The following is a 26,224-nucleotide window of genomic DNA, read 5'->3' as shown; positions in this document are numbered from 1 at the left end:
TAAAATCGGCGATTCAACCCCTGCCAGCGCCGACGCCCGTGACCAACAGCCCGTCTTCCGCCCCTTCTCCCCTCACCTACCGTGACGCGGGTGTCGACATCGACGCCGGCAACGAACTGGTCGAGCGGATCAAGCCCCTGGTCAAGCGCAGCTTCCGTCCGGAGGTGATGGGCGGCCTGGGTGGCTTCGGCGCCCTGTTCGACCTGTCCAACAAGTACCGCGAGCCGGTGCTGGTGTCGGGCACCGACGGCGTCGGCACCAAGCTGAAGCTGGCCCACCAGCTGAACCGCCACGATACGATCGGCATCGACCTGGTCGCCATGTGCGTGAACGACGTGCTGGTGCAGGGCGCCGAGCCCTTGTTCTTCCTGGACTACTTCGCCACCGGCAAGCTGGACATCGACACCGCCGCCGCGGTCGTGGGCGGCATCGCCAATGGCTGCACCGAGGCCGGCTGCGCCCTGATCGGCGGCGAAACCGCCGAGATGCCCGACATGTACGCGCCGGGCGAGTACGACCTGGCCGGCTTCACCGTCGCGGCCGTCGAAAAGAGCGAACTGAAGGACGGCGCCAATGTCGCCGCCGGCGACGTGCTGATCGGCATCGCCTCGTCCGGCCCGCACTCCAACGGCTATTCGCTGGTCCGTCGCATCTATGACCGCGCCGGCCGCCCGGCCGAGCTGGAACTGGAAGGCGGGGTCAAGCTGGTCGATGCGCTGATGGCTCCCACCCGCCTGTACGTCAAGCCGATCCTGTCGCTGCTGAAGTCGCACGGCGATGCCATCCACGGCATGGCCCACATCACCGGTGGCGGCCTGACCGAGAACATCATCCGCGTGGTGCCCGAGGGCCTCGGCCTGGACATCCAGGCCTCGTCGTGGACCCTGCCGCCGGTGTTCCAGTGGCTGCAGAAGGAAGGCGCGGTGGCAGACAGCGAGATGTGGCGCACCTTCAACTGCGGCATCGGCTTCGTGCTGATCGTCGCTGCGGACCAGCTCGAGGCCGTATCCGCTGCGGTGAAGGCGGAAGGCCTGGAGCACTGGACGATCGGCCAGGTGGTCACCGCCCAGGGCGGCGAACGCGTCCACATCGCCTGATCCACTGGACAAAGGAACCCGCATGGACGCACCTCCTCCCTTGTCGACGCCGCCGGCTCCGCCCGTGCTGCCGCCGAACCCGGCCGTGCCGGTGTTCGGCCCGCAGGACGCCACCCAGCTGCGCCAGCTGGCGATCGGCCACTATGTGGTCGCTGGCCTGATGGCGGTGTTCTCGCTGGTCTTCGTCCTGCACATCGTGCTGGGCATCGCCATGCTGTCCGGCTCGCTGCCGATGAAATCCGGCGGTGAACCGTCATCGCCGGAAGAGCAGCAGTTCGTCGGCTGGCTGTTCACCGTGATGGGCGTCTGCATCGTGCTCGGCGGGCTGACCCTGGCAGGCTTCGTGGCCTATGCCGGCCGCTGCCTGTCACAGCAGCGCCGCTACCTGCTGTGCATGATCGTGGCGGGGCTGGCGTGCCTGTTCACCCCCATCGGCACCATCCTCGGCGTGTTCACCCTGGTCGTGCTGCTGCGCCCGCAGGTGAAGGCCACCTTCGCTGGCCAGGCGGGTGTGGCATGAGCGATGGCATGAACCCACCGCCGCTGCCACGGCAGACCCTGGCGGACCTGCAGACCGCAAGCCACCTGCACAACCTGAAGATCCTGTTCTACGCGCTGGCCGGCTTCCATTGGCTGGCAGCGCTGGTCTTCCTCGGCTTTGTCGGCATCGTCGCCTTCGAACGCGGAATGGACGACGGCGCGGTGCTGGCGACGGTGTACGGCGCGGTGTCGCTGCTGGCCATCGGCTTGGGTTTCCTGCAGCTGCGCACCGCGCGGCTGCTTGGCCAGCGCAGCCACCTGGCCTGGTGTCGCGGCGCGGCCTGGGCAGCGGTGATGGCCGGCCCACTGGGCATGGCCCTGACCGCCTACGCGGTGTATTTCCTGCGCAAGCCGGAGATCGCCGCCCTGTTCGACCGCGGCGACCACGTCAGCGTCTGAGCTGGCAAGCGCATGTTCCGTCTCTTCTGCTGATCGCCCCGACATGTCCACGCCCGCTGCCTCCACGCTCGCCCGCAACCGCGCCACCCACTCCCTGTCGGCACCGAAGAAGGCCGCACTGGTCGCGGTGCTGGGCATCTTCGCCGCCACCTGGATCCATCCGCTGTGGCCGCTCGAGCAGACCCTGCACAGTTCGCTGACGGTGATCGGCCTGCTGGCCCTGTGGTGGGTGGACCGGCGCTGGCAGCTGGGCAACGGCGCGTTCATCGCCATCTGCGGCTTCATCGCCATCCACTGCGTGGCCGCGCGCTGGCTGTACTCCAACGTGCCGTATGACGCATGGCTGCAGTCGCTGCTCGGGTGGTCGCCGGACGCAGCCTTTGGCTGGCAGCGCAACCACTTCGATCGCCTGATCCACTTCCTCTATGGCGTCTGCTTCACCCCCGCATTGCTGCAGCTGGCGCGACATTCCTGGCCTGCGCTGCGCATCGGCCAGGCATTCACCCTGGCGGTGATGGCGGTGATGTGTTCCAGCCTGGTGTATGAGTGGCTGGAATGGGGCATCGCCCTTGCCCTGTCGCCGGAAGCGGCCGAGGCCTACAACGGCCAGCAGGGCGACATGTGGGACGCGCATGCGGACATGCTGCTGGCGACCCTGGGCAGCCTGTTGCTGTGGCCGCTGGTGCGCCGGAGCGTGGTGCGATGAGCATCCGCCGAATCGCCGTGCTGGCATCCGGGCGCGGCAGCAACCTGCAGGCCATTGTCGACGCCGTCGCGGCAGGGCGACTGCCGGCCGAGATTGTCGGCGTGTTCTCCGATCGTCCCGATGCGACCGCCCTGGAGCGGGTGGCAACGGATCGACGCTGGGGGCATGCGCCGAAGGAATTCAGCAACCGCGCGGCCTACGAGCAGGCGCTGGGTGATGCGCTGGCAGCATCCACGCCGGACTGGATCGTCTGCGCCGGCTACATGCGCATTCTGGGCGCCGATTTCGTACAGCGGTTCACTGGCCGCCTGGTCAACATCCACCCCTCGCTGCTGCCGTTGCACAAGGGCCTGCACACCCATGCACGGGCGCTTGAGGCCGGCGATAGCGAGCACGGCGCCAGCGTGCACCTGGTGGTGCCGGAACTGGATGCCGGCGCGGTGCTGGCGCAGGCCCGGGTTCCGGTGCTTGCCGGCGACGATGCGCAGACCCTGGCCGAACGCGTGCTTGCGGTGGAGCATCCGCTGCTGATCGCCACCCTGGAACTGCTCTGTGCTGGCCGCCTGGCTGAACGGGAAGGCCAGCCGACGTTCGACGGTCACCCCCTGTTTAGCCCCTTGGCTCTAGATTCCGCCGGAAACCTGAACCGGTAACGCCCGTGCACACGCCCCGCTGACTGCGGGGCTGGCATCCTGCTCCCCTCCTGCGGTTCCTGTCGGCCATGAAGACCACGTCCCTGCTGCGTACAACTCTGCTGCTGCCGCTTGCCGTCCTCGCCTGTGCGGGCTGGGGCCAGGCAACAGCGCCCGCTGCGCCGGCACCTGCGGAGGTGGCGCCGCCGGTGTTGCCTGCACTGGCCTGGGAGCCGCCGCCGCTGCAGCCGTTCAGCGCGACCTACCAGGCGTTCTTCAAGGGCAAGGAAGCAGGCGATGCGACCATGCAGGTCACCCACACCGGCGGCAGCCAGTGGCGGGTGGACATGCAGGTGGTCGGCCGCCGCGGCTTTGCCAGCGTGCTCGGCCTGAACATCGAGCAGAGCACGGTGTTCGAGGAGCGCAGCGGTGTGTATGCGCCGCTCAGCCAGAGCACGGTGCGCAAGGGCCTGTTCCTCGGCAAGAAGGCGGTCGGCACCTACAACTGGCAGGCCGGTACCGCGCAGTGGAGCGGCGACGTGGAAAAGAAGCGCGCCCAGCCGATTCCACTGCAGGCCGGCGACCAGAGCGCGTTGCTGATCAACCTGGCGATCATGCGCGACGCCCGTCCCGGCGCGGCCATGCACTATCGCTACGTCGACATGGGCAAGGTGCGCCAGCACGATTACCAGGCTGCGCCGCAGACCGAGAACGTCGAGGTCGGCGACCTGTCCTACAACGCGCTGCGGGTGTATCGCACCAACGGCGGCAACAATGAAACCATTCTCTGGATCGCCAACGGTGTCCCCACCCCGGTGCGCATCCTGCAACGTGAAGACGGCGAAGATCGCGTCGATCTGCGCCTGATTGAATACCAAGGAGTCTGAGCATGAACACCCTGACCCGCCCCCTGACCTGGATCGCCGCTGCCGCACTGTCGGTGGCCAGCCTGCCGGCCATGGCCCTGCAGCCGTTCAAGGCCGACTACCTCGCCAGCTACATGGGCATGCAGGCCAATGGCAGCATGACCCTGGCCAGCGAAGGCACCAACAAGTGGCGTTACAGCCTGCAGGTCAAGAACCAGCTGGCGGACCTGAGCCAGACCACGGTGTTCGAGGAAGTGCGCGGGCAGTTGCGCCCGCTCAGCAGCCAGGACCGCTCTGCGCTGCTGGTGAAGAAGCGCAATGTGCAGGCCAACTACAACTGGACCAGCAACCAGGCCACCTGGACCGGCGACATCAAGCCGGACCGCGCCGGACCGATCGCCCTGAAGGCCGGCGACATGGACGCGCTGCTGATCAACCTGGCCATCGCCCGCGACCTGGCCGCAGGCAAGCCGCTGACCTATCGCATGGTCGACGAAGGCCGTATCAAGAACATGACCTACCGCGTGGTGGGCAAGGAATCGGTCACCGTCGGCGGCAAGAGCTACGAGGCCACCAAGGTCTCGCGCACCGACGGCAACAAGGAGCTGATCGCCTGGATCGTGCCGGAGTTCCCGGTGCCGGCGCGCATGCTGCAGCGTGAGAGCGGCCGCGATGCGCTGGACCTGACCATCAAGGCGATGAACTGACCGAACGCGCTGCGCGCTCGCCGGGCATGGCCCGGCGCTACCGCCCAACGTCGATCCACGCCAAGCGTGGATTCACGCCCCGCACACAAAAACGCCCGCTTTCGCGGGCGTTTTTTCATTTCTTCGTTTCTTCCGCCGGCTTGAACTCGGTGCGGCAGTCGACCCGGATCTGCTCGCCCGTGGATCGGCGCACGAACGTGCGGCAATGGCGGTTGCCCTCCTGGCTGTCGTTCACCGCAACCGCGTAGAACGACTGGATGATCTCGTCACGGGTTACCGTGCCGTCGCCATTCCAGTCCATGTCCTTCTGCTCGATGCCCTTGGTGATGGCGATGTTGGCGTACCAGGCATAGCCCAGCCACGCCAGCACGATCAGCACCAGCACCAGAAGCGCCTTGCGGCGACGGCTGAACCTGCCGCGCAGGATCATGCGGCCACGCGCCGGATGGTGGCGCCGAGCGAAGACAGCTTTTCTTCGATGTTTTCGTAGCCGCGATCAAGGTGGTAGATGCGATCGATGGTGGTATCGCCATCGGCCATCAAGCCGGCCAGGATCAGCGACGCTGACGCGCGCAGGTCGGTTGCCATCACCGGTGCACCGCTCAGGCGCTCGTGACCACGCACGATGGCCGTGTGGCCTTCCACCTGCACATCCGCGCCAAGGCGCAGCAGCTCGTTGACGTGCATGAAACGGTTCTCGAAGATCGTTTCATTGATCACGCCCACGCCGTCGGCCACGCAGTTGAGCGCCATGAACTGCGCCTGCATGTCGGTCGGGAACGCCGGATACGGCGCGGTGGTCAGGTTGACTGCCTTCGGCCGCTTGCCGTGCATGTCCAGGGTGATGCTGTCTTCGGTGGTCTCGATGGTCGCGCCGGCTTCCACCAGCTTGGCCAGCACCGCGTCCATGGTGTTCGGGCGCGCGCGATTGACGGTGACCTTGCCACCGGTCATCGCTGCAGCCACCAGGAAGGTGCCGGTTTCGATGCGGTCGGGCAGCACTTCATGGCGACCACCGGACAGGCGTTCGACGCCTTCGATGACCAGGCGGGCGGTGCCCAGGCCTTCGATCTTCGCGCCCAGCGCGATCAGACAATGCGCCAGGTCGGTGACTTCCGGTTCCATCGCCGCGTTGTCGAGGATGGTGGTGCCTTCGGCCAGCACTGCGGCCATCAGCACGTTCTCGGTACCGGTCACGCTGACCATGTCGAAGGTGAAGTGGCCACCCTTCAGGCGCTTGGCGGTGGCCTTGATGAAGCCGTTCTCGACCACGATGTCGGCACCGAGTGCCTGCAGGCCCTTGATGTGCTGGTCGACCGGGCGCGAACCGATCGCGCAGCCGCCGGGCAGCGATACTTCGGCGGCACCGAAACGGGCCAGCAGCGGGCCCAGCACCAGGATCGAGGCGCGCATGGTCCTGACCAGCTCATACGGAGCCACATGCTGGTTGACCGGACGCGGGTCGACCACGATCGCGCTGCCACGCGACAGCGTGCCTTGGTCGATGGTCACGTTCGCGCCCAGTTCGCCCAGCAGCTTCACCGTGGTGACCACATCGTGCAGATGCGGCACGTTGGTGATCTCCACCGGCGCATCGGCCAGCAGGGTCGCGCACAGGATGGGGAGGACGGCGTTCTTGGCGCCGGAGATGCTTACTTCACCGTGCAGCGCAGCGCCGCCGGTCACAACGATCTTGGCCATGTATTGGGGATCTTCTGCGGTTCAGCCGGCTTCGGCCGGGGTCACGGTTTTCAGTGCGAGCGCGTGGATCGCGCCGCCCATCAGGTCACCCAGAGTGGCATACACCATCCGGTGGCGGGCCAGCGGCAGCTTGCCGGCAAAGGCCTCGCTGACCACGGTCGCTTCGAAATGCACGCCATCGTCACCCTGCACGTCGGCGCGGGCGCCGGGCAGGCCGGTTTCGATCAGATTGCGGATGGTGTCGGCGTCCAACGGGCTTTCCTAATAAAATGTGCGTCCATTCTACTTCCGCTGCGTGGCGTCCGCATGGCCGAATCCCTGTTGCCCCCCCGTTCCGCCGACCCTGCCGCCCTGGTCGCCAGTGGCCGGCGCGTGTTCGAGATCGAACGGCAGGCGCTGGACGCCGTGGCCGACCGCCTCGGCGACGCCTTCCAGCAGGCCTGCCGGGCGATCCTGGGCAGCCGTGGCCGGGTGGTCGCCACCGGCATGGGCAAGTCCGGCCATGTGGCACGCAAGATCGCCGCCACCCTGGCCTCCACCGGCACCCCGGCGTTCTACGTGCACCCGGGCGAGGCCGGCCATGGTGACCTGGGCATGATCACCGAGGACGACGTGGTGCTGGCCTTGTCCTATTCGGGGGAATCGGATGAGCTGCTGATGCTGCTGCCGGTGCTCAAGCGCCAAGGCAATGTGCTGATCGCCATGACCGGCCGCCCGCAGTCGAGCCTGGCCAGCGCCGCCGATTTCCACCTGGATGTGAGCGTGCCGGCCGAAGCCTGCCCGCTGGCGCTGGCGCCCACCTCCAGCACCACCGCCTCGCTGGCGATGGGTGACGCGCTGGCGGTGGCCCTGCTGGATGCACGCGGCTTCACCGCCGACGATTTCGCCCGTTCGCACCCGGCCGGCAGCCTCGGCCGCCGCCTGCTGCTGCACATCACCGACGTCATGCACACCGGTGAGGACCTGCCCAAGGTCGATGTCGGCGCCAGCCTCAGCGAAGCGCTGATGGAGATGAGCCGCAAGCGCCTGGGCATGACCGCCGTGGTCGACGACCAGGGCGTGCTGATCGGGCTGTTCACCGACGGCGACCTGCGCCGCGCCCTGGACACCGACCTGGACGTGCGCACCGCCAGGATCGCCGATGTGATGACCCGGCAACCGCGCACCATCAGCGCCGACAAGCTGGCGGTGGAGGCTGCGCGGCTGATGGAAACCCACAAGATCACCGGCCTGATCGTGGTCGACAGCCAGGGCCGCGCGGTCGGCGCCCTGAACATTCATGACCTGTTGCGGGCGCGGGTGGTTTAACCGACAGTCCGTAGACCCCATTCAGTCTGTACCAACGAGCCCGCAACCACCGAGTCCGATGCCCTGATGCCCTGGTCCCCCCTGCCCGCCTTCCCCACCCACCTGCATGCCGTTGCGGCCGGTATCCGCCTGGCCTGCTTCGACGTGGACGGCACCCTCACCGACGGTCGGCTGTACTACGACAAGGATGGCAACGAGAGCAAGGCGTACTTCGTGCAGGATGGTCTGGGCCTGAAACTGCTGCAGCAGCACGGCATCCACCCCGTGCTGATCACCGCGCGCAACAGCCAGTCCGCGCTCAAGCGCGGCGCCGACCTGGGCATCGACACCCAGATCGCCGTCGGCGACAAGCTGGCCAGCGTGCAGGCGCTGTGCGCCCAGCACGGCATCGGCCTGGAGCAGGTGGCCTTCATGGGTGACGACCTGCCCGACCTGGCGCCGCTGGGCGCGGTCGGCCTGGCGGTGGCTCCGGCCAATGCCCATCCGTGGATCGCCGAGCGCGTGCACTGGATTACCCGTGCTGACGGTGGCCGTGGTGCCGCGCGCGAGCTGTGCGACGTGCTGCTGGCCGCGCAGGGCCGCGTGGACGCCGTGCTGGCGAGGTTCGGCGCATGAATGCCCCCACCCTGAACTGGCGGATGATCCTCGGCGTCGGCCTGCTGCTGGCCGCCCTGCTGAGCAGCTGGGCGGCGCTGCGCAACCGCGAAAAGGCACCTGCCGTCGAAGGCCAGGACGCCGGCGTGGACTACATCCTGCACGATTTCCAGATCGTCGCCCTGGACGAACATGGCAAGGAATCGACCACCCTGCGCGCGCCCCTGCTGGAACGCCAGCGTGGTGACCAGACGCTCAACATCACCACGCCGCTGTTCGAAATGCCCGACAAGGATGGCAAGCACTGGACGCTGCGCGCCCAGACCGGCTGGCTCAGTGCCAAGGGCGACGAGATGAAGCTGCGGGGCAACGTCGCCGGCGACAGCCCGGCCGGCCCGGGCGTGGTCCCGACCACCTTCCGCACCGACCACCTGGATGTATTCCCGAAGGACAACCGCGCCCGCACCGATGCCCTGGTGACCATGACCCGGCCCGGCATGGAGCAGTCCGGCGTCGGGTTCGAGGTGGATTCGAAGAACAACACGTATCATTTCCTCAGCCAGTCCAAGGGCCGTTACACGCCCAAACGCTGATTCCGCCGCCCGCCCGCGACGTCTTCCCGACAGGCGCGAAGCCGGCAGCCCCCACCCGCCGCCCCCCGGTCCCGCCGGAGGGCCACCACCGGTAGAACGGACCCCGATGAAGATTCCCTTTGCAGCCGTGCTCGCACTCAGTCTTCTTGTCCCCGCTGTCGCCTTTGCCAAGTCGACGGACCGCAACGAAGCGATGAACATTGATTCCGGTGCGCAGTCCGGCACCCTCACCGGTGATGGCAAGACCGTGCTGTCCGGTGGCGTGATCATCACCCAGGGCACCCTGGACCTGCGCTCGTCCGAAGCGGAGATCTACCTCAAGGGCGGCGAAGCCGTGCGTGCGGTGTTCACCGGCAAGCAGGCCAAGATGAAGCAGCAGCTCGACGATGGCACCTGGATGGATGCGGTGGCCGACCGGATCGACTACGACATCACCACCGAGATCATCACCCTGACCGGCAACTACAAGGTCACCAGCGCGCGCGGCACCAATGCGGGCCAGCGCATGGTCTACAACACCCGCAGCGGTGAAATGAACTCCGGCGGTGATGGCAGCCGCGTGCGCACCGTGATTCCGCCGAAGAACAAGACGCCTGCGGCCGCTCCGGCTCCGGCTGGAGGCAAGAAGTAATGCTCGTCGCAACTGGCCTGCGCAAACGCTACAAGCAGCGCGAAGTCGTCAAGGACTTCGGGCTGACCCTGGACGCCGGTGAAGTGGTTGGCCTGCTCGGTCCCAACGGTGCCGGCAAGACCACCTGCTTCTACATGATCGTCGGCCTGGTCGGTGCCGATGCCGGCAGCATCGTGCTGGACGGCAAGGACATCACCGGCGACCCGATGTACACCCGCGCCAAGCAGGGCGTGGGCTACCTGCCGCAGGAACCGTCGGTGTTCCGCAAGCTGACCGTGGCCGACAACCTGCGCCTGGTGCTGGAACTGCGCGAGGACCTGGATTCGGCGGGCCGCGAGCGCGAACTGAACAGCCTGCTCGACGAACTGCAGCTTGGGCATGTTTCCGAACAGCTCGGCGCCAGCCTGTCCGGTGGTGAGCGCCGTCGCTGCGAGATCGCCCGTGCACTGGCCGCCAAACCGCGCCTGATCCTGCTTGACGAACCCTTCGCCGGTGTCGACCCGATCTCCGTCGGTGAAATCCAGCGCATCGTCACCCATCTCAAGCAACGCGGCATCGGTGTGCTGATCACCGACCACAACGTGCGCGAGACCTTGGGAATCTGCGACCGCGCGTATATCCTCGCAGAGGGCACCGTACTGGCCCAGGGCTCGCCCGAGGCGATCCTGGACAATGCCGACGTGCGCCGCGTCTACCTTGGGGATTCCTTCAAGCTGTAACCGCGGCCGCCGGGCCCTCTCCCTTCCGTTCGGCACAGGCATGAAGACTCGGCTGCAGACATCGTTGGGACAGCAGCTGGTGCTTACGCCCCAGCTGCAGCAGGCGATCAAGCTGCTGCAGATGTCCACGACCGAGCTGGAGCTGGAAATCGCCCAGGCGGTGGAGAGCAATCCGCTGCTGGACTGGTCGGACAGCAGCGACGAAGGCGCCGGTGTCGACAAGGACGGCAGCAGCGAGGACGCGGGCGGCGACAATGACGCCCCGCCCGACAACGCTGAAAGCAGCGGCGACGACTGGGCGCCTGCCGAGCTGGACTGGAGCAGTGGCGGCAGCGGCGGCAGTTTCGATGACGACGACGACAACGGCAGTGCCGCCGAACGCGTTGCCGAAACCGAAACCCTGGCCGACCACCTGCTGTGGCAGCTGCACCTGACCCACCTGTCCAAGCGCGACCGCAGCATCGGCGCCGCGCTGATCGATTCATTGGAAGACGACGGCTATCTGCGCGAGCCGCTCTCGGCCATCGCCGAAGCGCTGTTGCCGGCGATCCACGCCGGTGAAGACGAAATCCTGACCGTGCTGCACCAGATCCAGCGCTTCGACCCCGTAGGCGTGGCCGCACGCAGCCTTGGCGAATGCCTGCAACTGCAGCTGGACGTGCTTCCTGCTGATACCCCGTGCCTGGCCCTGGCCCGGCAGGTTGCCGCCGGCCCACTGGAACAACTGCCGCGCTCCGGCGTGACCGGCCTGGCCCAGCAGCTGAAACAGCCGCTGGCCGAGGTCGAGACCGCCGTGGCCCTGCTGCGCTCGCTGGACCCGCGCCCCGGCACCCAGATCGCCCCGCTCGCCCAGGACACCTACGTGGTGCCCGACGTCGTCGTATGGCGGCAGAACGGCATCTGGCGCGCCGCGCTGGCCGCCCATGCCGGCCCCAAGCTGGTGATCCACCGCGGTTACGAGCAGATGATCCGCCGCTGCGGTGACGCCGATGCCGGTTATCTGCGCGGCCAGCTGCAGGAGGCACGCTGGCTGCTGAAGGGCCTGCAGGCGCGAGGCGAAACGCTGCTCCGGGTAGTGCGAAGCCTGATCCAGCAGCAGGCCGGCTTCCTTGAATTTGGCGAACAGGCATTGCGCCCGCTGACCCTGCGCGAAATCGCAGCCGAACTGGGCCTGCACGAATCCACCGTGTCGCGCGCGATCGCCCGCAAACATGTGCGTACGCCACGCGGCACCCTGCCGCTGCGCGCCTTCTTCGCCTCGGGCATCGACACCGACGGCGGTGGCGAAGCGTCCAGCACTGCCATCCAGGCCATGATCCGGCGCCTGATCGATGACGAGAACCCACGCAAGCCGCTTTCTGACGCCAAGCTGGCTGACCTGCTCAAATCGTCGGGAATCCCAGTAGCGCGGCGCACCGTGGCGAAGTATCGTGAGGCCATGAACATCTCCGCCTCGCACGAAAGAGTCAGAATCGTTTGACGCGCCGCCGCGCCCGGCGGAGAGGTTCATTGGCACTTCCGATCAAAGGAGAAACCCGATGCGCATCGAAACGTTTGGCAAAGATGTCGAAGTCACCCCGGCCCTGCAGTCCTATGTAGAGGAGAAGCTGGCCCGGATCGGCAAACACTTCGACCAGCACTGCGAAGCGCGGGTGACGCTCAAGCTGCAGAAGACTGAACACCACGTCGATGCCAGCCTCAATATTCCGGGTCAGACCCTGCACGCTGAAGCCAATGCGCAGACCATGTATGCGGCGATCGACCTGCTGGCGGACAAGCTTGACCGCCTGGTGATCAAGCACAAGGAGAAAAAACAGCAGCACGCACCGCTGCCGGTGGGCGACAATGGTGGCTGATCGCCACCGCTCCCCGCAGACATGCCCCTGACTGACCTCCTGGCGGCCGTGCAGACCCAGCTCTGCACGGCCACCGACCGCGACAGCGTCCTGCAGGCCGCGGCCGGATTGCTGGCCTGCCGCCAGGCCAACGCCGAACAGATCTATCTCAACCTGTGCCAGCGCGAGGCGTTGGGCAGTACCGCGATCGGCTACGGCATCGCCATCCCGCATGGTCGTGCGCCGACCCTGGATCGCCCCCGTGGCGCGCTGCTGCGCCTGCAGACCCCGGTCGATTTCGGTGGTGACGAGCCGGTGGACCTGGTATTCGCCATGGCCGTTCCCGCCCACTACACCCATCAACACCTGATGCTGCTGTCCGAGCTGGCCGAGCTGTTTTCCGCGCCCTGCATCCGCCAGGCGCTGCGCGAGGCCGGTGATGCACGGGAGCTGCGCCAGGCCCTGGACCTGACCCCACCGGCGAGCGCCGCATGAATACCAGCATCACTGCCCGCGAACTGTTCGAACAGCAGCGAGAGCGGCTCGGCCTGCGTTGGGCAGCGGGCAAATCCGGCGAGAAGCGCGAGCTGGAGGCCGGCAATACGGTCTCGCGACGCCCTTCGCTGGCCGGCTATCTCAATGCGATCTATCCCAACAAGGTGCAGATCCTCGGTACCGAGGAACTGTCCTGGCTTGACGCGCTGGAACCACGCCAGCGCTGGGAAACCATCGAAAAGATCATGCAGTCGCATCCGCTGGCGCTGGTGCTGACCCGCAACCAGCCGTGCCCGGAAGACCTGCGCGCGGCCGCCGATGAATCCGGCACGCCGCTGTGGTTGTCACCCAAACGCGGCCACGAACTGCTCAACCATCTGTCCTACCACCTGGCCCGGACGCTGGCGCCGCGGGTGATCCTGCATGGCGTGTTCATGGAGATCTACTCCATCGGCGTGCTGATCACCGGTGAAGCGGGATCAGGCAAGAGCGAGCTGGCCCTGGAACTGCTGAGCCGCGGTCACCGCCTGGTGGCCGACGACGCCCCCGAGTTCACCCAGATCGCCCCCGACGTGCTCGATGGCACCTGCCCGGAACTGCTGCAGGACCTGCTGGAAGTGCGCGGCCTGGGCGTGCTGAACGTGCGCGAGATGTTTGGCGACACCGCTGTAAAGAAGAACAAGTACCTTCGGCTGATCGTCCACCTGACCAAGCCGATGACCGAGCCCACCCCCCATGGTTACGAGCGCCTGACCGGCGACTCGGGCACACGCCACGTGCTGGACCTGGACGTGCCGCTGATCACCCTGCCGGTGATGCCCGGCCGCAACCTGGCCGTCCTGACCGAGGCGGCCACCCGCCTGCACATTCTGCGTACCAAGGGTATCGACCCGGCGGCGATGTTCATCGCCCGCCACAGCAACCTGCTGGAACGGCGAACGCCCTGACCCCCCTGTCCTTCGAAGAGCCCGTCCATGAGCACCGTCATTCCCACCGCCCCGACCCTGATCATCGTCAGTGGCCTGTCCGGCTCGGGTAAATCCGTCGCCCTGAAGACCTTCGAGGACCAGGACTACTACTGTTCGGACAACCTGCCGATCCAGCTGCTGCCGGATTTCGTGCGCAATGTGCTGAGCCACCATGACGGCGCGGCATCGCGCCGGTTGGCAGTGGGCATCGACGTGCGTGGGCAGAGCGACCTGACCCAGTTGTCCAGCTGGCGGCAGCTGGCCACCGATGCCGGCGTCGACGCCAAGGTGCTGTTTTTCGAGGCCAGCGATGAAACGGTGCTCAAGCGCTACGCCGACACCCGCCGCCGGCACCCGCTGAGCCAGCTGGGCCTGTCGCTGCCCGAAGCGATTGCCCGTGAGCGCGAGCTGATCGCGCCGCTGCGCCGCGAAGCCGATGCGGTGATCGATACCAGTGCGTTGAACGTGCACCAGCTGCGGCGCCGGATCATCACTGAATTTGCGATGGGCCATGCCAGCCGCCTGTCGCTGCTGTTTGAATCGTTCGCCTACAAGCGTGGCGTGCCGGCCGAGGCCGACTTCGTGTTCGACGCGCGCGTGCTGCCCAACCCGCATTGGGATCCGGAACTGCGTGCGTTGAGCGGCCGCGAGCCGGGCGTGCGCGACTACCTGGAGGCGCAGCCGGATGTGCAGCGCTACCTGGCGCAGCTGATGGATTTCCTGGATACCTGGCTGCCCAAGCTGGGCGATGGCACCCGCAGCTATGTGACGGTGGCCTTCGGTTGCACCGGCGGCAAGCACCGCTCGGTGTTCCTGGCCGAACGTCTGGCCCGCCATGCGCGTGAGATGGGCTGGGAAGACGTGGCGACGTACCACCGCGAACAGGATTGAGGGGGTCGGCCGGGCTGCGCCCGGCACCCGCAGAAACCACGGCAACGTCAACAGCAACAGCCGAAGCAACAGCAACATCGGATTCCCTTGGATGGCGAGGCGGTGTGGGCGCGCAGGACACGCCGTAAACCCATCCTTGGGGGCTCGATGGCGCCATCCATGGCGCCAACGGTCCTGCACCCCCACACCGCCCCGCCTCTGACAGATCGCGGCGGGTCGGAGTTGCACTGTGGGTAGGTGTCGACCTTGGTCGACACGGTAGATCCACGCCATGCGTGGATGAATCTCTGTCAGGCATCGAAAAAACGGATGGAGTCGGATCCCTTTTTCAATGGAAAAGGGCCCTGACCCGAACAACGCTGAATACGGGACACAGTGCCCCTCTCCTGCTGCTATCGCCAATTCACCTTGACCTGTTAACGTGCAGTAATGACCTGTGGCATTCTCCTCGTAACACATCCTGGGGTCGGGATCGCCCTGCTCGACGTGGCGACCCGGCTTCTGCGGCAGTTGCCGCTGAAGACCGAAGCTTTCGAAGTACCGTTCGACGCAGACCTGGATGCTCTGCTCCCGCTCGCCTCGGCCGCTCTGCGGCGGGTCGATGGGGGCGATGGCGTGCTGATCCTGACCGACCTGTACGGCGCCAGCCCTGCCAACCTTGCCGGGCAGCTGGCCCGGTTGGGGACCCCGGTTCGCCGGGTGTCGGCGCTGAGTCTGCCGATGTTGCTGCGGGTGATGAATTATCCGGAACAGGGACTGGATCAACTGCCCGCCACTGCGGCGGCGGGCACCCGTAATGGAGCGATAGTCGACGATGCTTGAACGAGAACTCACTGTGAGCAACCGCCTGGGCCTGCATGCCCGGGCCACCGCCAAGCTGGTGCAGACCCTGGCGCCGTTCCGCTGCAACGTGACCATGGCCGCCAAGGGCCGTGAGATCAACGCCAAGAGCATCATGGGCGTGATGCTGCTGGCGGCCGGGCAAGGCACGCCGGTCACCATCCGCATCAACGGCGAAGACGAAGTCGCCGCGATGGATGCGGTGGTCGACCTGTTCGAGCGTCGCTTCGACGAGGACAACTGAGCGTGCCGCGCGCGCGCGCCGGCCAAACCCCTACCGGCCAACGGCCGGTACAGCTGCTGGCCGGCCACGGCGCCGCCCGCGGCACGGCAATGGGCCGCGCTCGCGTGCGCCTGCCGCATGCACTGGAAGTGGCCGAACAGCGCGTCGCCCCCTCCCAGGTTGAATCCGAGCTGGCACGCCTGCATCGCGCCGTGGACGCGGCGCGCACGGAGATGCACGAGCTGCGCCAGCGCCTGCATGGCGCGCTGAACCAGGAAGTGGGCGAGTTCCTCGACCTGCATGCACTGCTGCTGGACGATCCCGAACTGCTGTTCGGCCTGGACGAACTGATCCGCAGCGGCCCCTACAGTGCCGGCTACGCACTGCGCCTGCAGCGCGACCGCCTGGCCAAAGTCTTCGACGGCATGGACGATGCCTACCTGAAGAGCCGCATGGACGATCTCGACCATGTGATCGGGCGCATCCACGCGTTCCTGCAGCCGGAACGGCCCGCAGTGGTGAAGGGCCTGGCCGGCGAAATCCTGGTCTGCGACAACATCGCCCCTTCCGAGCTGGCCCAGCTGCAATCGCATGGCGTGGTCGGCATCGTCACCAGCGCTGGCAGCGCGCTTTCGCACAGTGCGATCCTTGCCCGCAGCCTGCACCTGCCGTTGATCGTCAGCGTGCCGCAGCTGCTGAACAAGGTGATCGACGGCGACGTGCTGATCATCGATGGCGCCGACGGCAGCATCACCGTCAACCCGCAGGCCGATAACCTGCGTGATTACCGGGCGCGCCTGAAGGAGCACGCACGCGAGCAGCGCGAGCTTGGCCGCCTGCGCAGCAAGCCCAGCCGTACCCGCGACCAGGTCGACATCGCACTGCTGGCCAACGCCGAATCGCTGGAAGATGTGACCCAGGCGCATGCGCTGGGCGCCCATGGCCTGGGCCTGTACCGCACCGAATTCCTGTTCCTGCAGCGCAACGAGCTGCCGGACGAAGAAGAACAGTTCCAGACCTACCGCGATGCGGCGCTGGGCATGAGTGGCCGGCCGGTGACCATCCGCACCCTCGACCTGGGTGCAGACAAGGCCGACCGCACCGGCCTGACCCTGAGCAACGAGGAAAACCCGGCGCTGGGCCTGCGCGGCGTGCGCCTGTCGCTGGCGCGGCCCAAGGTGGCCGACACCCAGATGCGCGCGATCCTGCGTGCCTCGGCCTACGGCAAGCTGCGCGTGCTGGTGCCCATGGTCAGCACCCGCGACGAACTGCTGGCGGTGCGCCGGCGCATGCTGAAACTGGGCGAGCAACTGCGCGCCGAGGGCCACATGGTGGCCGAGCACGTGCCACTGGGCGCGATGATCGAAGTACCCGCCGCCGCGCTGGCGCTGGAGAGTTTCATCGACCTGGTCGACTTCCTGTCGATCGGCACCAACGATCTGGTGCAGTACCTGCTGGCCGCCGACCGCAACAACGAAGCACTGGGCGAACTGTATTCGCCGCTGCATCCGGCCGTGCTGCGCCTGCTGCAGATGGTGATCGAGACCGGCGCACGCCATCGCATTCCGGTAGCGGTATGCGGCGAAATCGCCGGCGACGCACGGATGACCCCGCTGCTGCTGGCACTGGGCCTGACCGAGTTCAGCCTGCACCCGGGCACCCTGCTGGAAGTGCGCCGAGCCGTCCGTGATGCCGATCTGGGGGCCCTGCGTGCCCGCGCACCGAAGCTGCTGGGCATGCGTGACCGCCGCGGCATCGAGCGCTGGCTGGCGCTTGTGGCGGACGCGTCCTGATTCCCGACGGTAGTGCCGGCCGCTGGCCGGCAACCTCATGGACCTTCGGTAGGCATGTTGCAGTTGCCGGCCAGCGGCCGGCACTACCAACGCCCGGCATAGCCGCCATGCCCGGCGGCTATGCGCTGAAACATCCCCTTGCGATAATGACGCGCTGAACACCCCTGTTGCCGCATCCTTGCCAGGATCGCGGCTTTTCATATCCCGCGGGAGCTGCGATGGCTGAGGCCGTACGCCACGACAAGACTGCGCGCCAGTTGCGGATGCTGTCCGATGCACTGGACAGCGGTCGGCTGGGCCCGGTACGCCGTCTGGTCAATACCCTGGCGCCGGCCGAGATCGGCAACCTGCTCGAATCGCTGCCGCCGGGCAAGCGCGAGATCGTCTGGGGCTTGGTCGATCCGGAAGACGATGGCGAGGTGCTGGTCCACGTCGGCGACGACGTGCGCGAAAGCCTGCTGGCGGACATGGACCCGGACGAAATCATCGCCGCGGTCGAAGACCTCGACATCGACGATCTGGCCGACCTGGTTGAAGACCTGCCGGACACGGTCATCGACGAAGTCCTCAAGTCGATGGACCGCGAGAACCGCGAGCGCCTGGAGCAGGTGCTGTCCTACCCCGAGGACAGCGCCGGCCGCCTGATGAACCCGGACGTGGTGACGGTACGCGCCGACGTCAACGTCGATGTGGTGCTGCGCTACCTGCGCCTGCGCGGCGAACTGCCGGACCACACCGATCACCTGTTCGTGGTCAGCCGCCGCCACCAGTACCTGGGCCGGGTGTCGCTGGCCTCGCTGGTGACCCACGAAGACACCACCCCGATCAACCGCCTGATCGACGATGAGCAGCCTGCCATCGATGTCGGCGAAAGCGACCAGGAAGTGGCGCGGCAGTTCTCCGACCATGACTGGATCTCGGCGCCGGTGGTGGATGACAACAACATCCTGATCGGCCGCATCACCATCGATGACGTGGTCGACATCATCCGTGGCCAGGCCGAGCACCAGGCGCTGGGCGCCGCCGGCCTGGACGAGGACGAGGACCTGTTCAGCCCGGTCTGGCGCGCGATGCGCCGCCGCTTGATGTGGCTGTCGGTGAATCTGTGCACAGCCTTCCTGGCCTCCAGCGTGGTCGGCCACTTCGAGGGCACCATCGACAAGCTGGTCGCCCTGGCGGTGTTGATGCCGATCGTCGCTGGCCTCGGCGGCAACGCCGGCACCCAGGTGCTGGCGCTGATGGTGCGCGGCCTGGCACTGGGCCAGGTCGGCAGCTCCAACGCACGCACGCTGCTGTGGAAGGAAGTGCGGGTGGCCCTGCTCAATGGCGTGGTGCTCGGCTCGGTGCTGGGCCTGATCGTGCTCGCCTGGTTCCACTCGCCCGGGCTCTCGGCCGTGATCGCCATCGCGCTGACCTGCAACCTGTTGTTCGCGGCGCTTGCCGGCGTGCTGGTGCCCCTGGGCCTGAAGCGCTTCGGCTTCGATCCGGCGCTGGCCAGCGGCATCTTCCTGACAGCGGTGACCGACTCGATGGGCTTCTTTACTTTCCTCGGCCTGGCCACCATGGTCCTGCTGCACTGACTGGAACTGCCATGGCAACGACGATCGAAAACTACTTTGCGCCGGGTTGGCGCGACCAGCTTCACACCTGTGCCGCCTGCGAGTGGAAAGGCAGTTCGCGGGCAATGGTGATGGAACTGGACGAGGACGCCACCGAGTATGTGTGCCCGGTGTGCGAGAACCCGTTGCTGGTGGTGCTGCACCCGGACATGGCGCAGGTGCAGGCCGCGGCCGCAGGCGGCAATGCCGAAGCGCAGGAGCAGTTGGAGATCATCGCCAGCTTCCCGCGCCCGCAGTGATGCGGCGCACGATGCCGGGCCGGCCGCAGCGCACTACCATCGAGGCGACATCGCCCTCATGGGAACCGCCATGCTTCGATCGCTTCTGCGCTGGCTGCCGCTGCTGGCCCTGCTGATGTTGACCGGGTGTGCCAGTACGCCGCCCGGTGCCCGCGGCCACTTCGAGGCACGCGCGGTGAAGGTGGACGGCGACACCGCCTACTACCAGGTGTTCATCCCAGCCGCTGCCGCGCGCGCGGCTGGTCCGCTGCCGGTGGTGCTGTTCCTGCACGGCTCCGGCGAGCGCGGCGGCGATGGCGTGAAGCAGACCCACGCAGGCCTGGGCCCGTACCTGCGTCGGCACGCGGCCGACTTCCCCGCGCTGGCGGTGTTTCCGCAGGTTCCCGGCGACGAGGAATGGAGCGGCCGCAACAATCGCGTGGCGATTGCGGCACTGGACGCCACGATCGCCGAGTTCGGCGCTGACCCGGCAAGGCAGTACCTGACCGGAATGTCGATGGGCGGCTATGGCAGCTGGAACATCGCGCTGGACGATCCGAAACGCTTTGCCGCGATCGTACCGGTCTGCGGTGCGGTGCTGGCACCACGCGCGGTACGCCCTACCCTGTTCGTCGAGCAGGTGGCGAACGAAGCGGATCCCTATGCGGTGATCGCGCAACGGTTGCAGCGCACCCCGATCTGGATCTTCCACGGCGCGCTGGATGATGTGGTGCCACCGGATGATGATCGCCGGCTGCATGCCGCGTTCCAGACCGCCGGCGCGCGCGACGTGCGCTATACCGAGTACGCGGAAGGCAACCACAATGCCTGGGATGCCACCTACGCCGACGCGGCGATGTGGGAGTGGCTGTTCGCCCAGAAGCGCTGAGCGCTTGCTCCGGTAGAGGCCAACCTTGGTTGGCCCCATTCTGGTAGATGCCAACCTTGGTTGGCACCAGCCTACCCAAGATCAAGCCATTCCCCGATGTCCGTCGCAAGCGTGTCCGCCCGAGCTTGCGCCATGCAAAACGTCCGCCTCCTGCTCGGCCGTCGCTCCAGCATCGGCCTCAGCTACATCCTGACTACCGTCGTGGATCGCCGCGCGCCCCTGTTCGCCAAAGACGCTGCCGCAGCCCTGGCAATCCAGGAATTCCAGAGGCTGGATCAGGAAGGCTTCACCCGCTCGATCGCCTACGTGGTCATGCCCGATCACATCCACTGGCTACTCGAACTACGTGCGGGAACACTGGAAACCGTCATGAAGCGCTTCAAATCGCGCACGGCGCAGCAGGCAAACCGGTTGTTGGGAAAGGGCGGGCGCTTCTGGCAGGCCTGCTACCACGATCATGCGATCCGCTCGGACGAATCGTTGTACCGGCATGCGATGTACCTGATGGGCAATCCGATCAGGGCGGGTCTGACGACGCAGTTGGGGCAGTATCGGCACGCATGGTGCGAGTGGGAGCTCGAGGCCTTGGGTGATCGACCGGAGGCATTCAGCACGGACGGATAGTGCCAACCAAGGTTGGCATCTACCAAAGCAGTGCACGTGCCAACCCAGGTTGGCACGCACCAACGCAGCAATCGGAGGCAATCAACCCAGCAGGGTTTCCAGCACGGCCATGCGTACGGCGACGCCGTTGGCGACCTGGCGCAGCACCCACGACTGCGGGCCGTCGGCCACTTCGTCGGTCACTTCCACGCCGCGGTTGATCGGCCCCGGGTGCAGCACGGCTGCGTCCTTGCCGGCGCGGGCCAGGCGTGTGGTGTTCAGGCCGTACTGTGCGTGGTACTGCTCCAGCGACGGCACCAGGCCTTCTTCCATGCGCTCGCGCTGCAGGCGCAACATCATCAGCGCGTCGACGCCTTCCAGCATCGCGTCGAAATCATCACCGACCACGCAGCCCTTGAGGGTGTCGTCGTCAGGCAGCAGCGACTGCGGGCCGCATACGCGGATCTCGCCCACGCCCAGCGTGCGCAGGGCATGCAGGTCAGTGCGGGCCACGCGCGAGTGCTTGACGTCACCGACGATCACCACCTTCATCTTCGAGAAGTCCGGGCCCTTGGCCTGGCGCAGGGTCAGCATGTCCAGCAGGCCCTGGGTCGGGTGCGAGCTGCGGCCGTCGCCGGCATTGACCAGCGCGGTGCCCTCGCCCGCCACCGCAGCCAGCGCCGCCACGGCGCCGTCATCGGGGTGGCGAACGATGAAACCACGCACGCCCATCGCTTCCAGGTTCTTCAGCGTGTCGCAGGCGGTTTCGCCCTTGCGCGTGGACGAGGTGGAGGCGTCGAAGTTCAGCACGTCCGCACCCAGCCGCTGCGCCGCCAGATGGAACGAGCTGCGGGTACGGGTGGAGGGTTCGAAGAACAACGTGCACACCGCCGATCCGCCCAGCACGTGGCGCTTGTTGCCGACACGGCCGACCGCGGCATCGCGGATCTGGCCAGCGCGGTCGAGCAGTTGCACCAGGGTGTCGCGGGGAAGACCTTCAAGCGTCAACAGGTGGCGCAGGCGGCCGGAGTCATCGAGTTGCTGGGCGGTCATGGCGGGGTTCGTATCGTCAGGGAATGGGAATGGCGTCGTCCGGCGACGACAACCAGCGGTCGATGATCACCGCCGCAGCCACGGCATCGAGCGCAGCCGCGTCGCGGCGACGCTTGCGCCCTTCGGCGCGCTCGACGGCGAAGCGGCGGGCGGCCTCGACCGAGCTGGAACGCTCGTCGATCATCACCACCGGCAGCTTGAAACGTTCCCGCAGCTGGTGGGCAAAGCCCTGCGCGCGCTTGCGGTTGGGCTGGTCCTGGCCGTCCAGGGTCAGCGGATCGCCGACCACCAGGCCATCGGGCTTCCATTCCTTGAGCAGGCGTTCGATCGCCGCCCAGTCGGGGCCATTGCCGTGCACATCGACCACGGCCACCGCGCGTGCATGCGCGGCGAAGGCACTGCCGATCGCCACGCCGATCCGGCGCGAGCCGACATCGAAACCGAGTACGGTGCCATCGCGACGGATGAGGGCCGGCTCAGACATGGCCGCTGTAATCGGTCAGCCGGAACAGATCGACGCCAATGCGCGACGCGGCGCCCTGCCAGCGCTGTTCCAGCGGCAGCTGGAACACCAGTTCGGCATCGGCCGGCACGGTCAGCCAGCTGTTTTCGGACAGTTCGCTTTCCAGCTGGCCGGCACTCCAGCCAGCGCAGCCCAGGGTGACCACGGCATTGGCCGGACCTTCGCCACGCGCCATCGCCTCGAGGATGTCACGCGAGGTGGTCAGGTACAGGCCCTCACCGACGACGAGGCTGGAATCCCACGCGCGCGCGTCGTCATGGATGACGAAGCCACGCTCGGGATGCACCGGTCCGCCATTGAGCACCGGACGCGCCTGCAGGACGCCATCGCCGGTAGCGATATCCATCTGCGCAAGCACTTCGCCCAGAGTGTACTCGGACGGCTGGTTGACCAGCACCCCCATTGCCCCGTTCTCGTCGTGCTGGCAGATCAGCGCGACGGTGCGGGCGAAGGTGGCGTCGATCAGCGACGGCAGCGCCACGAGCAGGTGATTGGCGAGGGAAGTCGGCGTTACTGGCATGGGCGCCATTCTAACCGCTGCGACCGGATGCGGGCGCGAAGGGATGGGCTAGGATGGCGCTCTTGCAAGGAGGACGACCCGATGCAGCAGGATGCAACGCTGTCATGGCCCACCCGCAGCATGATCGTGTTGATCGCGCTGCTGCAGGGGCTGATGCTTTTCGCGGCCCAGGAACTGGCGGATCAATGGCCGTTCCGGGACATCGGCTGGCGCTACTGCTGGTATGCCTGGGTATTGACCGTGCCCACCGCAGTGGCATTGACGCTGGTCGATCTGAAGGCCTGGCGCCTGTGGCTGCACGCCGGGTTGGCCTCGTTGCTGGTCCTCGCGCTGGCCGCCTGGACCGCCTGGAACCTGAGCGGAGAAACCGCGCTGTATGCGGCCGTGCTGCAGGTTCCGCTCTCGATCTGCCTGGCCGTTGCCACGTTCATTGCCCTGCCGTGGTGGCAGTTCCGCCTGCATGCCGGACATTGGCGGGCCGACTATGGCGCGTTGTTCGAACGCGCCTGGCAGAACGGGCTGACCCTGGTGCTGGCGGCGGTGTTCACCGGCTTGACCTGGCTGCTGCTGTGGCTGTGGGCGGCGCTGTTCCGGATGGTCAAGGTCGACTTTTTCCACGTCCTGTTCGGCAGCGATGCCTTCATCGCCTTGGCCACCGGCATGCTGGCAGGCTTCGGCGTGCTGATCGGGCGCACCCAGCATCGCGCGATGCAGATCACCCGCCAGGTGCTCTTCGCGATCTGCCGCGGCCTGCTGCCATTGCTGTCGTTCATCGCGGTGCTGTTCGTGCTGTCGCTGCCGTTCACCGGGCTGGCGCCGCTGTGGGCCACGCGTTCGGCCGCCAGCCTGCTGCTGGTGCTGGCGGTGCTGCTGATCAGCCTGGCCAACGCGGTCTACCAGCACGACGACGGCACCCCGCCCTACCCGGCATGGCTGCGCCGGCTGGTCGAGGCCAGCCTGCTGGCACTGCCGATCTACGCCGGCCTGGCGCTGTATGCGATGTCCCTGCGGGTCAGCCAGTACGGCTGGACCCTCTCGCGCTTCTGGGGCGTGGCGGTGGCAGTGCTGATTGCCGGCTATGCCATCGGCTACGCCTTCGCCGCACTGCGCCGGCACGGGCGTTGGCTGCATCGGCTTGAGCCGGTCAACCGCTGGATGTGCTGGGCCGTGCTGGCAACCGCACTGCTGGCCATCTCGCCGGTGATCGACCCGGTGCGCATCACCCTGGCCAGCCAGATGAAGCGCCTGCGCGCCGATCCGGCGTTGATGACCGCGGACGCCGCAAATCAGCTGCGTTTCGAGCTGGGCCGTCGAGGTGTGCAGGCGCTGCGCACGCTGCAGAAAGCACCGTCATTGGCGGCCGACACCCGCGCCTCCAGCATCATCGTGCAGGCCCTGGCCCGGCAGAAGCGTGAGTCACGCTGGGATAACGACATCGACGATGGCGTGCGCGACCTGGCCAGCCTGAAGTCCCGGATCGTGCAGGCCAAGGGCACCGCCTCGCCAGCCGATGACTGGTGGCAGGCGGTACTGGACCGTCGCTTGGATGCGGGCGATTGCCTGGACGACGACAAGACCGGCGACAACCGCTGCGTCACCCTGCGCCGTGATCTGGACGGCGATGGCCAAGACGACGTGCTGCTGTGCATGACCAGTCTGTACAGCGGTCCGCGCTGCCAGCTGCACGTGCGTGAACCGGCTGGCTGGAGAAAGGAGGGTGAGGTTTCCTTCCAGGACGTTGACCAGCGCACCTCGGACGGGGCCCCGCAGGCCCTGCGCGACGGCCGCCTGACCATGCAGCCGCCGCGCTGGCCGACGCTGCTGCTTGACGGCGCGGCGGGCCAGCTGGAGATTGATCGCAGCGACGACCGCGCGGAGGCGGCCACACCATGAGCGGATACTGCCGCATCGCCCCGGGCCATCCGGTGCACGAGTACTACCACGCCAATGAATATGGCTTCCCGCAGCGCGATGAGCGTGAACTGTTCGAGCGCCTGCTGCTGGAGATCAACCAGGCCGGCCTGAGCTGGGAGACCATCCTGAAGAAGCGCGAGGGATTCCGCGCGGCCTATGACGCGTTCGACGTTGATCGCGTGGCGGCCTACGCCGAGCAGGACATCGAGCGCCTGCTGTCGGACCCGGGCATCATCCGCAACCGCTTGAAGGTGCTGGCGGCGATCCACAACGCGCAGGTGATCCAGCAGCTGCGCCAGAGCCACGGCAGCTTCGCCGCCTGGCTGGACGCACACCATCCGCGCAGCAAGGCCGACTGGGTGAAGCTGTTCAAGAAGACGTTCCGCTTCACCGGTGGCGAGATCACCGGCGAGTTCCTGATGAGCCTGGGCTACCTGCCGGGCGCGCATGCCGAGGACTGCCCGGTGCATGCAACGCTGCTGAAGCTGGCACCGCCGTGGGTACAGGCAGCGCGCGGCTGATGCGCATCCGCCGGGCATGGCCCGGCGCTACCGGGGCGCGTGGCGCCTGGGCAGGCGATCCGCCGAATGCGGAATCAGACGCCCATGTAGCGGCCCGGGCGGTGGTTGAACATCAGCACCAGGCTGAGTACCACCGCACCGATGGCCGAGTACATCACTTTGGACGGCGACAGCACGAAGAACGCGGCCACCATCAGGCACGCATCGAAGGACATCTGCACCTTGCCGGCGCTCCAGCCGCGGGTGCGCTGCAGGTACACCGCCAGGATGCCGATGCCGCCGAGGCTGGCGCGATGGCGGATGAAGAACAGGATGCCCAGGCCGGACAGCGCGCCACCGACCAGCGCCGAGTACAGCGGCGCGATATGCGAAAAGTCCGCCCAGCGCGGCAGCATGTCGGTGAGCAGGCCGCAGGCAGTGACCGCTGCGAACGTCTTCAGGGTGAATTCCCAGCCCATGCGGCGCACGGCCACCCAGTAGAACGGCAGGTTGACCAGCACGAACACCAGACCGAAGTTCCAGCCCATCGAATAGTGCAGCAGGAAGGCCATGCCGGCCATGCCGCCGATCATCAGCCCGCCCTTGGCGAAGATGGCCAGGCCCAGTGAAGCCACGAGCATGGCCAGCACCATGCCCTGCACGTCCTCGGCGACCGAGTGGCGCAGCGCCTTCTCATCGGCGGGGGTGCCGGCAACATCGGGCGGCGGGGTCAGCGGGCCAGCGGTGACCAGGTGGCCGTCAGCGTCGTCGCACGGCGCCGGGCCATGGGATTGGAGGGACATACAGGTGGGGGCACTACGGGTGGGGAGCGGTATTAGACACGATC

Annotated in this window: 33 protein-coding genes; 26 read left to right on the top strand and 7 right to left on the bottom strand. The window is 67.0% G+C overall.

Features of this window, described 5'->3' with window-relative positions; all coding sequences use genetic code 11:
• The first annotated feature begins 38 nt into the window (after positions 1-38).
• From purM to M2299_RS04350, 7 genes are all read left to right on the top strand, one after another.
• Complete coding sequence (gene purM / locus M2299_RS04380; protein ID WP_032951578.1) at positions 39-1,097, top strand: phosphoribosylformylglycinamidine cyclo-ligase; 1,059 nt, start codon at positions 39-41, stop codon at positions 1,095-1,097.
• A 22-nt stretch (positions 1,098-1,119) separates the two neighbouring features.
• Positions 1,120-1,617, top strand: coding sequence for a hypothetical protein (locus tag M2299_RS04375; protein WP_140224784.1), 498 nt, complete (start codon positions 1,120-1,122; stop codon positions 1,615-1,617).
• Complete coding sequence (locus M2299_RS04370) at positions 1,614-2,036, top strand: hypothetical protein (RefSeq protein ID WP_025874007.1); 423 nt, start codon at positions 1,614-1,616, stop codon at positions 2,034-2,036. Before M2299_RS04375 ends, M2299_RS04370 begins: the two co-directional genes overlap by 4 nt.
• Before the next feature lie 94 nt (positions 2,037-2,130).
• Positions 2,131-2,742: a DUF2238 domain-containing protein gene (locus M2299_RS04365; RefSeq protein ID WP_170919604.1), complete on the top strand. Its 612-nt coding sequence runs from the start codon at positions 2,131-2,133 to the stop codon at positions 2,740-2,742.
• Positions 2,739-3,395: a phosphoribosylglycinamide formyltransferase gene (purN, locus tag M2299_RS04360; protein WP_280883941.1), complete on the top strand. Its 657-nt coding sequence runs from the start codon at positions 2,739-2,741 to the stop codon at positions 3,393-3,395. The genes M2299_RS04365 and purN overlap by 4 nt, the downstream gene beginning before the upstream one ends.
• Before the next feature lie 68 nt (positions 3,396-3,463).
• On the top strand, positions 3,464-4,261 hold the full coding sequence (locus M2299_RS04355; RefSeq protein ID WP_025874010.1) for a DUF3108 domain-containing protein: 798 nt from the start codon (positions 3,464-3,466) through the stop codon (positions 4,259-4,261).
• Positions 4,262-4,263: 2 nt separating this feature from the next.
• The gene (locus M2299_RS04350; RefSeq protein WP_032977526.1) at positions 4,264-4,947 is read left to right on the top strand and encodes a DUF3108 domain-containing protein; all 684 of its coding nucleotides are present in this window, start codon (positions 4,264-4,266) and stop codon (positions 4,945-4,947) included.
• A gap of 115 nt (positions 4,948-5,062) precedes the next feature.
• Here the strand turns inward: M2299_RS04350 and M2299_RS04345 are convergent, their stop codons facing one another.
• The 3 genes from M2299_RS04345 to M2299_RS04335 are packed head-to-tail and all read right to left on the bottom strand — an operon-like array spanning position 5,063 to position 6,900.
• Positions 5,063-5,377 carry a hypothetical protein gene (locus tag M2299_RS04345; RefSeq protein ID WP_080149497.1) on the bottom strand — a complete coding sequence of 105 codons (315 nt, stop codon included), beginning with the start codon at positions 5,375-5,377 and terminating at the stop codon, positions 5,063-5,065.
• Positions 5,374-6,648, bottom strand: a complete 1,275-nt coding sequence (gene murA, locus M2299_RS04340; protein WP_025874013.1) for a UDP-N-acetylglucosamine 1-carboxyvinyltransferase — start codon at positions 6,646-6,648, stop codon at positions 5,374-5,376. Before murA ends, M2299_RS04345 begins: the two co-directional genes overlap by 4 nt.
• A 21-nt stretch (positions 6,649-6,669) precedes the next feature.
• A complete protein-coding gene (locus tag M2299_RS04335; protein ID WP_025874014.1) occupies positions 6,670-6,900 on the bottom strand; it encodes a BolA family protein in 231 nt (76 codons plus the stop codon).
• A 54-nt stretch (positions 6,901-6,954) separates the two neighbouring features.
• Between M2299_RS04335 and M2299_RS04330 the strand changes: the two genes are divergently transcribed.
• From M2299_RS04330 to M2299_RS04250, 17 genes are all read left to right on the top strand, one after another.
• Complete coding sequence (locus M2299_RS04330; protein ID WP_025874015.1) at positions 6,955-7,956, top strand: KpsF/GutQ family sugar-phosphate isomerase; 1,002 nt, start codon at positions 6,955-6,957, stop codon at positions 7,954-7,956.
• A 66-nt stretch (positions 7,957-8,022) separates the two neighbouring features.
• Entirely contained in the window at positions 8,023-8,571 is a 549-nt protein-coding gene (locus M2299_RS04325) for an HAD hydrolase family protein (protein WP_033830524.1), read from the top strand.
• A complete protein-coding gene (gene lptC, locus M2299_RS04320) occupies positions 8,568-9,143 on the top strand; it encodes an LPS export ABC transporter periplasmic protein LptC (protein WP_025874017.1) in 576 nt (191 codons plus the stop codon). Before M2299_RS04325 ends, lptC begins: the two co-directional genes overlap by 4 nt.
• A gap of 106 nt (positions 9,144-9,249) precedes the next feature.
• Positions 9,250-9,774, top strand: coding sequence for a lipopolysaccharide transport periplasmic protein LptA (gene lptA, locus M2299_RS04315; protein WP_025874018.1), 525 nt, complete (start codon positions 9,250-9,252; stop codon positions 9,772-9,774).
• Complete coding sequence (lptB, locus tag M2299_RS04310) at positions 9,774-10,493, top strand: LPS export ABC transporter ATP-binding protein (protein ID WP_025874019.1); 720 nt, start codon at positions 9,774-9,776, stop codon at positions 10,491-10,493. The genes lptA and lptB overlap by 1 nt, the downstream gene beginning before the upstream one ends.
• Positions 10,494-10,533: 40 nt before the next feature.
• A complete protein-coding gene (locus M2299_RS04305) occupies positions 10,534-11,973 on the top strand; it encodes an RNA polymerase factor sigma-54 (protein WP_100435910.1) in 1,440 nt (479 codons plus the stop codon).
• Between the two features lie 58 nt (positions 11,974-12,031).
• Positions 12,032-12,349 (top strand): ribosome-associated translation inhibitor RaiA, encoded by a 318-nt coding sequence (gene raiA, locus M2299_RS04300; protein WP_004147311.1) that lies wholly within the window; start codon positions 12,032-12,034, stop codon positions 12,347-12,349.
• Between the two features lie 21 nt (positions 12,350-12,370).
• On the top strand, positions 12,371-12,823 hold the full coding sequence (locus tag M2299_RS04295) for a PTS sugar transporter subunit IIA (RefSeq protein WP_032977285.1): 453 nt from the start codon (positions 12,371-12,373) through the stop codon (positions 12,821-12,823).
• Entirely contained in the window at positions 12,820-13,770 is a 951-nt protein-coding gene (hprK, locus tag M2299_RS04290) for an HPr(Ser) kinase/phosphatase (RefSeq protein WP_004147299.1), read from the top strand. Before M2299_RS04295 ends, hprK begins: the two co-directional genes overlap by 4 nt.
• A gap of 27 nt (positions 13,771-13,797) precedes the next feature.
• Positions 13,798-14,682, top strand: a complete 885-nt coding sequence (rapZ, locus tag M2299_RS04285; protein ID WP_032951584.1) for an RNase adapter RapZ — start codon at positions 13,798-13,800, stop codon at positions 14,680-14,682.
• 429 nt (positions 14,683-15,111) lie between these two features.
• Positions 15,112-15,504 carry a PTS fructose IIA component family protein gene (locus M2299_RS04280; protein ID WP_025874023.1) on the top strand — a complete coding sequence of 131 codons (393 nt, stop codon included), beginning with the start codon at positions 15,112-15,114 and terminating at the stop codon, positions 15,502-15,504.
• A complete protein-coding gene (locus tag M2299_RS04275; protein ID WP_025874024.1) occupies positions 15,497-15,766 on the top strand; it encodes an HPr family phosphocarrier protein in 270 nt (89 codons plus the stop codon). The genes M2299_RS04280 and M2299_RS04275 overlap by 8 nt, the downstream gene beginning before the upstream one ends.
• 2 nt (positions 15,767-15,768) lie before the next feature.
• Positions 15,769-17,538: a phosphoenolpyruvate--protein phosphotransferase gene (gene ptsP, locus M2299_RS04270; RefSeq protein WP_280883940.1), complete on the top strand. Its 1,770-nt coding sequence runs from the start codon at positions 15,769-15,771 to the stop codon at positions 17,536-17,538.
• A 218-nt stretch (positions 17,539-17,756) separates the two neighbouring features.
• Entirely contained in the window at positions 17,757-19,118 is a 1,362-nt protein-coding gene (gene mgtE, locus M2299_RS04265) for a magnesium transporter (RefSeq protein ID WP_025874026.1), read from the top strand.
• 11 nt (positions 19,119-19,129) lie between these two features.
• The gene (locus tag M2299_RS04260; protein WP_025874027.1) at positions 19,130-19,396 is read left to right on the top strand and encodes a hypothetical protein; all 267 of its coding nucleotides are present in this window, start codon (positions 19,130-19,132) and stop codon (positions 19,394-19,396) included.
• Between the two features lie 70 nt (positions 19,397-19,466).
• Entirely contained in the window at positions 19,467-20,264 is a 798-nt protein-coding gene (locus tag M2299_RS04255; RefSeq protein WP_280883939.1) for a prolyl oligopeptidase family serine peptidase, read from the top strand.
• A gap of 132 nt (positions 20,265-20,396) precedes the next feature.
• Entirely contained in the window at positions 20,397-20,888 is a 492-nt protein-coding gene (locus M2299_RS04250; protein ID WP_223486285.1) for a transposase, read from the top strand.
• Between the two features lie 81 nt (positions 20,889-20,969).
• Here M2299_RS04250 and M2299_RS04245 read toward each other — a convergent pair whose 3' ends face one another.
• The 3 genes from M2299_RS04245 to M2299_RS04235 are packed head-to-tail and all read right to left on the bottom strand — an operon-like array spanning position 20,970 to position 22,963.
• Positions 20,970-21,920: an aspartate carbamoyltransferase catalytic subunit gene (locus M2299_RS04245; protein WP_099783090.1), complete on the bottom strand. Its 951-nt coding sequence runs from the start codon at positions 21,918-21,920 to the stop codon at positions 20,970-20,972.
• Positions 21,921-21,936: 16 nt separating this feature from the next.
• The gene (gene ruvX / locus M2299_RS04240) at positions 21,937-22,404 is read right to left on the bottom strand and encodes a Holliday junction resolvase RuvX (protein WP_280883938.1); all 468 of its coding nucleotides are present in this window, start codon (positions 22,402-22,404) and stop codon (positions 21,937-21,939) included.
• The gene (locus M2299_RS04235; protein ID WP_059063289.1) at positions 22,397-22,963 is read right to left on the bottom strand and encodes a YqgE/AlgH family protein; all 567 of its coding nucleotides are present in this window, start codon (positions 22,961-22,963) and stop codon (positions 22,397-22,399) included. Before M2299_RS04235 ends, ruvX begins: the two co-directional genes overlap by 8 nt.
• 81 nt (positions 22,964-23,044) lie before the next feature.
• On the opposite strand from M2299_RS04235, the gene M2299_RS04230 reads away from it, so the two are divergent.
• Complete coding sequence (locus M2299_RS04230) at positions 23,045-24,856, top strand: DUF4153 domain-containing protein (protein ID WP_280883937.1); 1,812 nt, start codon at positions 23,045-23,047, stop codon at positions 24,854-24,856.
• Positions 24,853-25,398: a DNA-3-methyladenine glycosylase I gene (locus tag M2299_RS04225; RefSeq protein WP_025874034.1), complete on the top strand. Its 546-nt coding sequence runs from the start codon at positions 24,853-24,855 to the stop codon at positions 25,396-25,398. The genes M2299_RS04230 and M2299_RS04225 overlap by 4 nt, the downstream gene beginning before the upstream one ends.
• Before the next feature lie 74 nt (positions 25,399-25,472).
• Here the strand turns inward: M2299_RS04225 and M2299_RS04220 are convergent, their stop codons facing one another.
• Positions 25,473-26,180 (bottom strand): YitT family protein, encoded by a 708-nt coding sequence (locus tag M2299_RS04220; RefSeq protein WP_099783084.1) that lies wholly within the window; start codon positions 26,178-26,180, stop codon positions 25,473-25,475.
• Positions 26,181-26,224 lie beyond the last annotated feature (44 nt).

Origin of the sequence: Stenotrophomonas sp. 1278 (assembly GCF_029892765.1) — a bacterium.
Classification (GTDB): domain Bacteria; phylum Pseudomonadota; class Gammaproteobacteria; order Xanthomonadales; family Xanthomonadaceae; genus Stenotrophomonas; species Stenotrophomonas indicatrix.
Note: the sequence above shows the minus strand (reverse complement) of the source record. Positions and strands in the feature narration are given on the sequence as shown.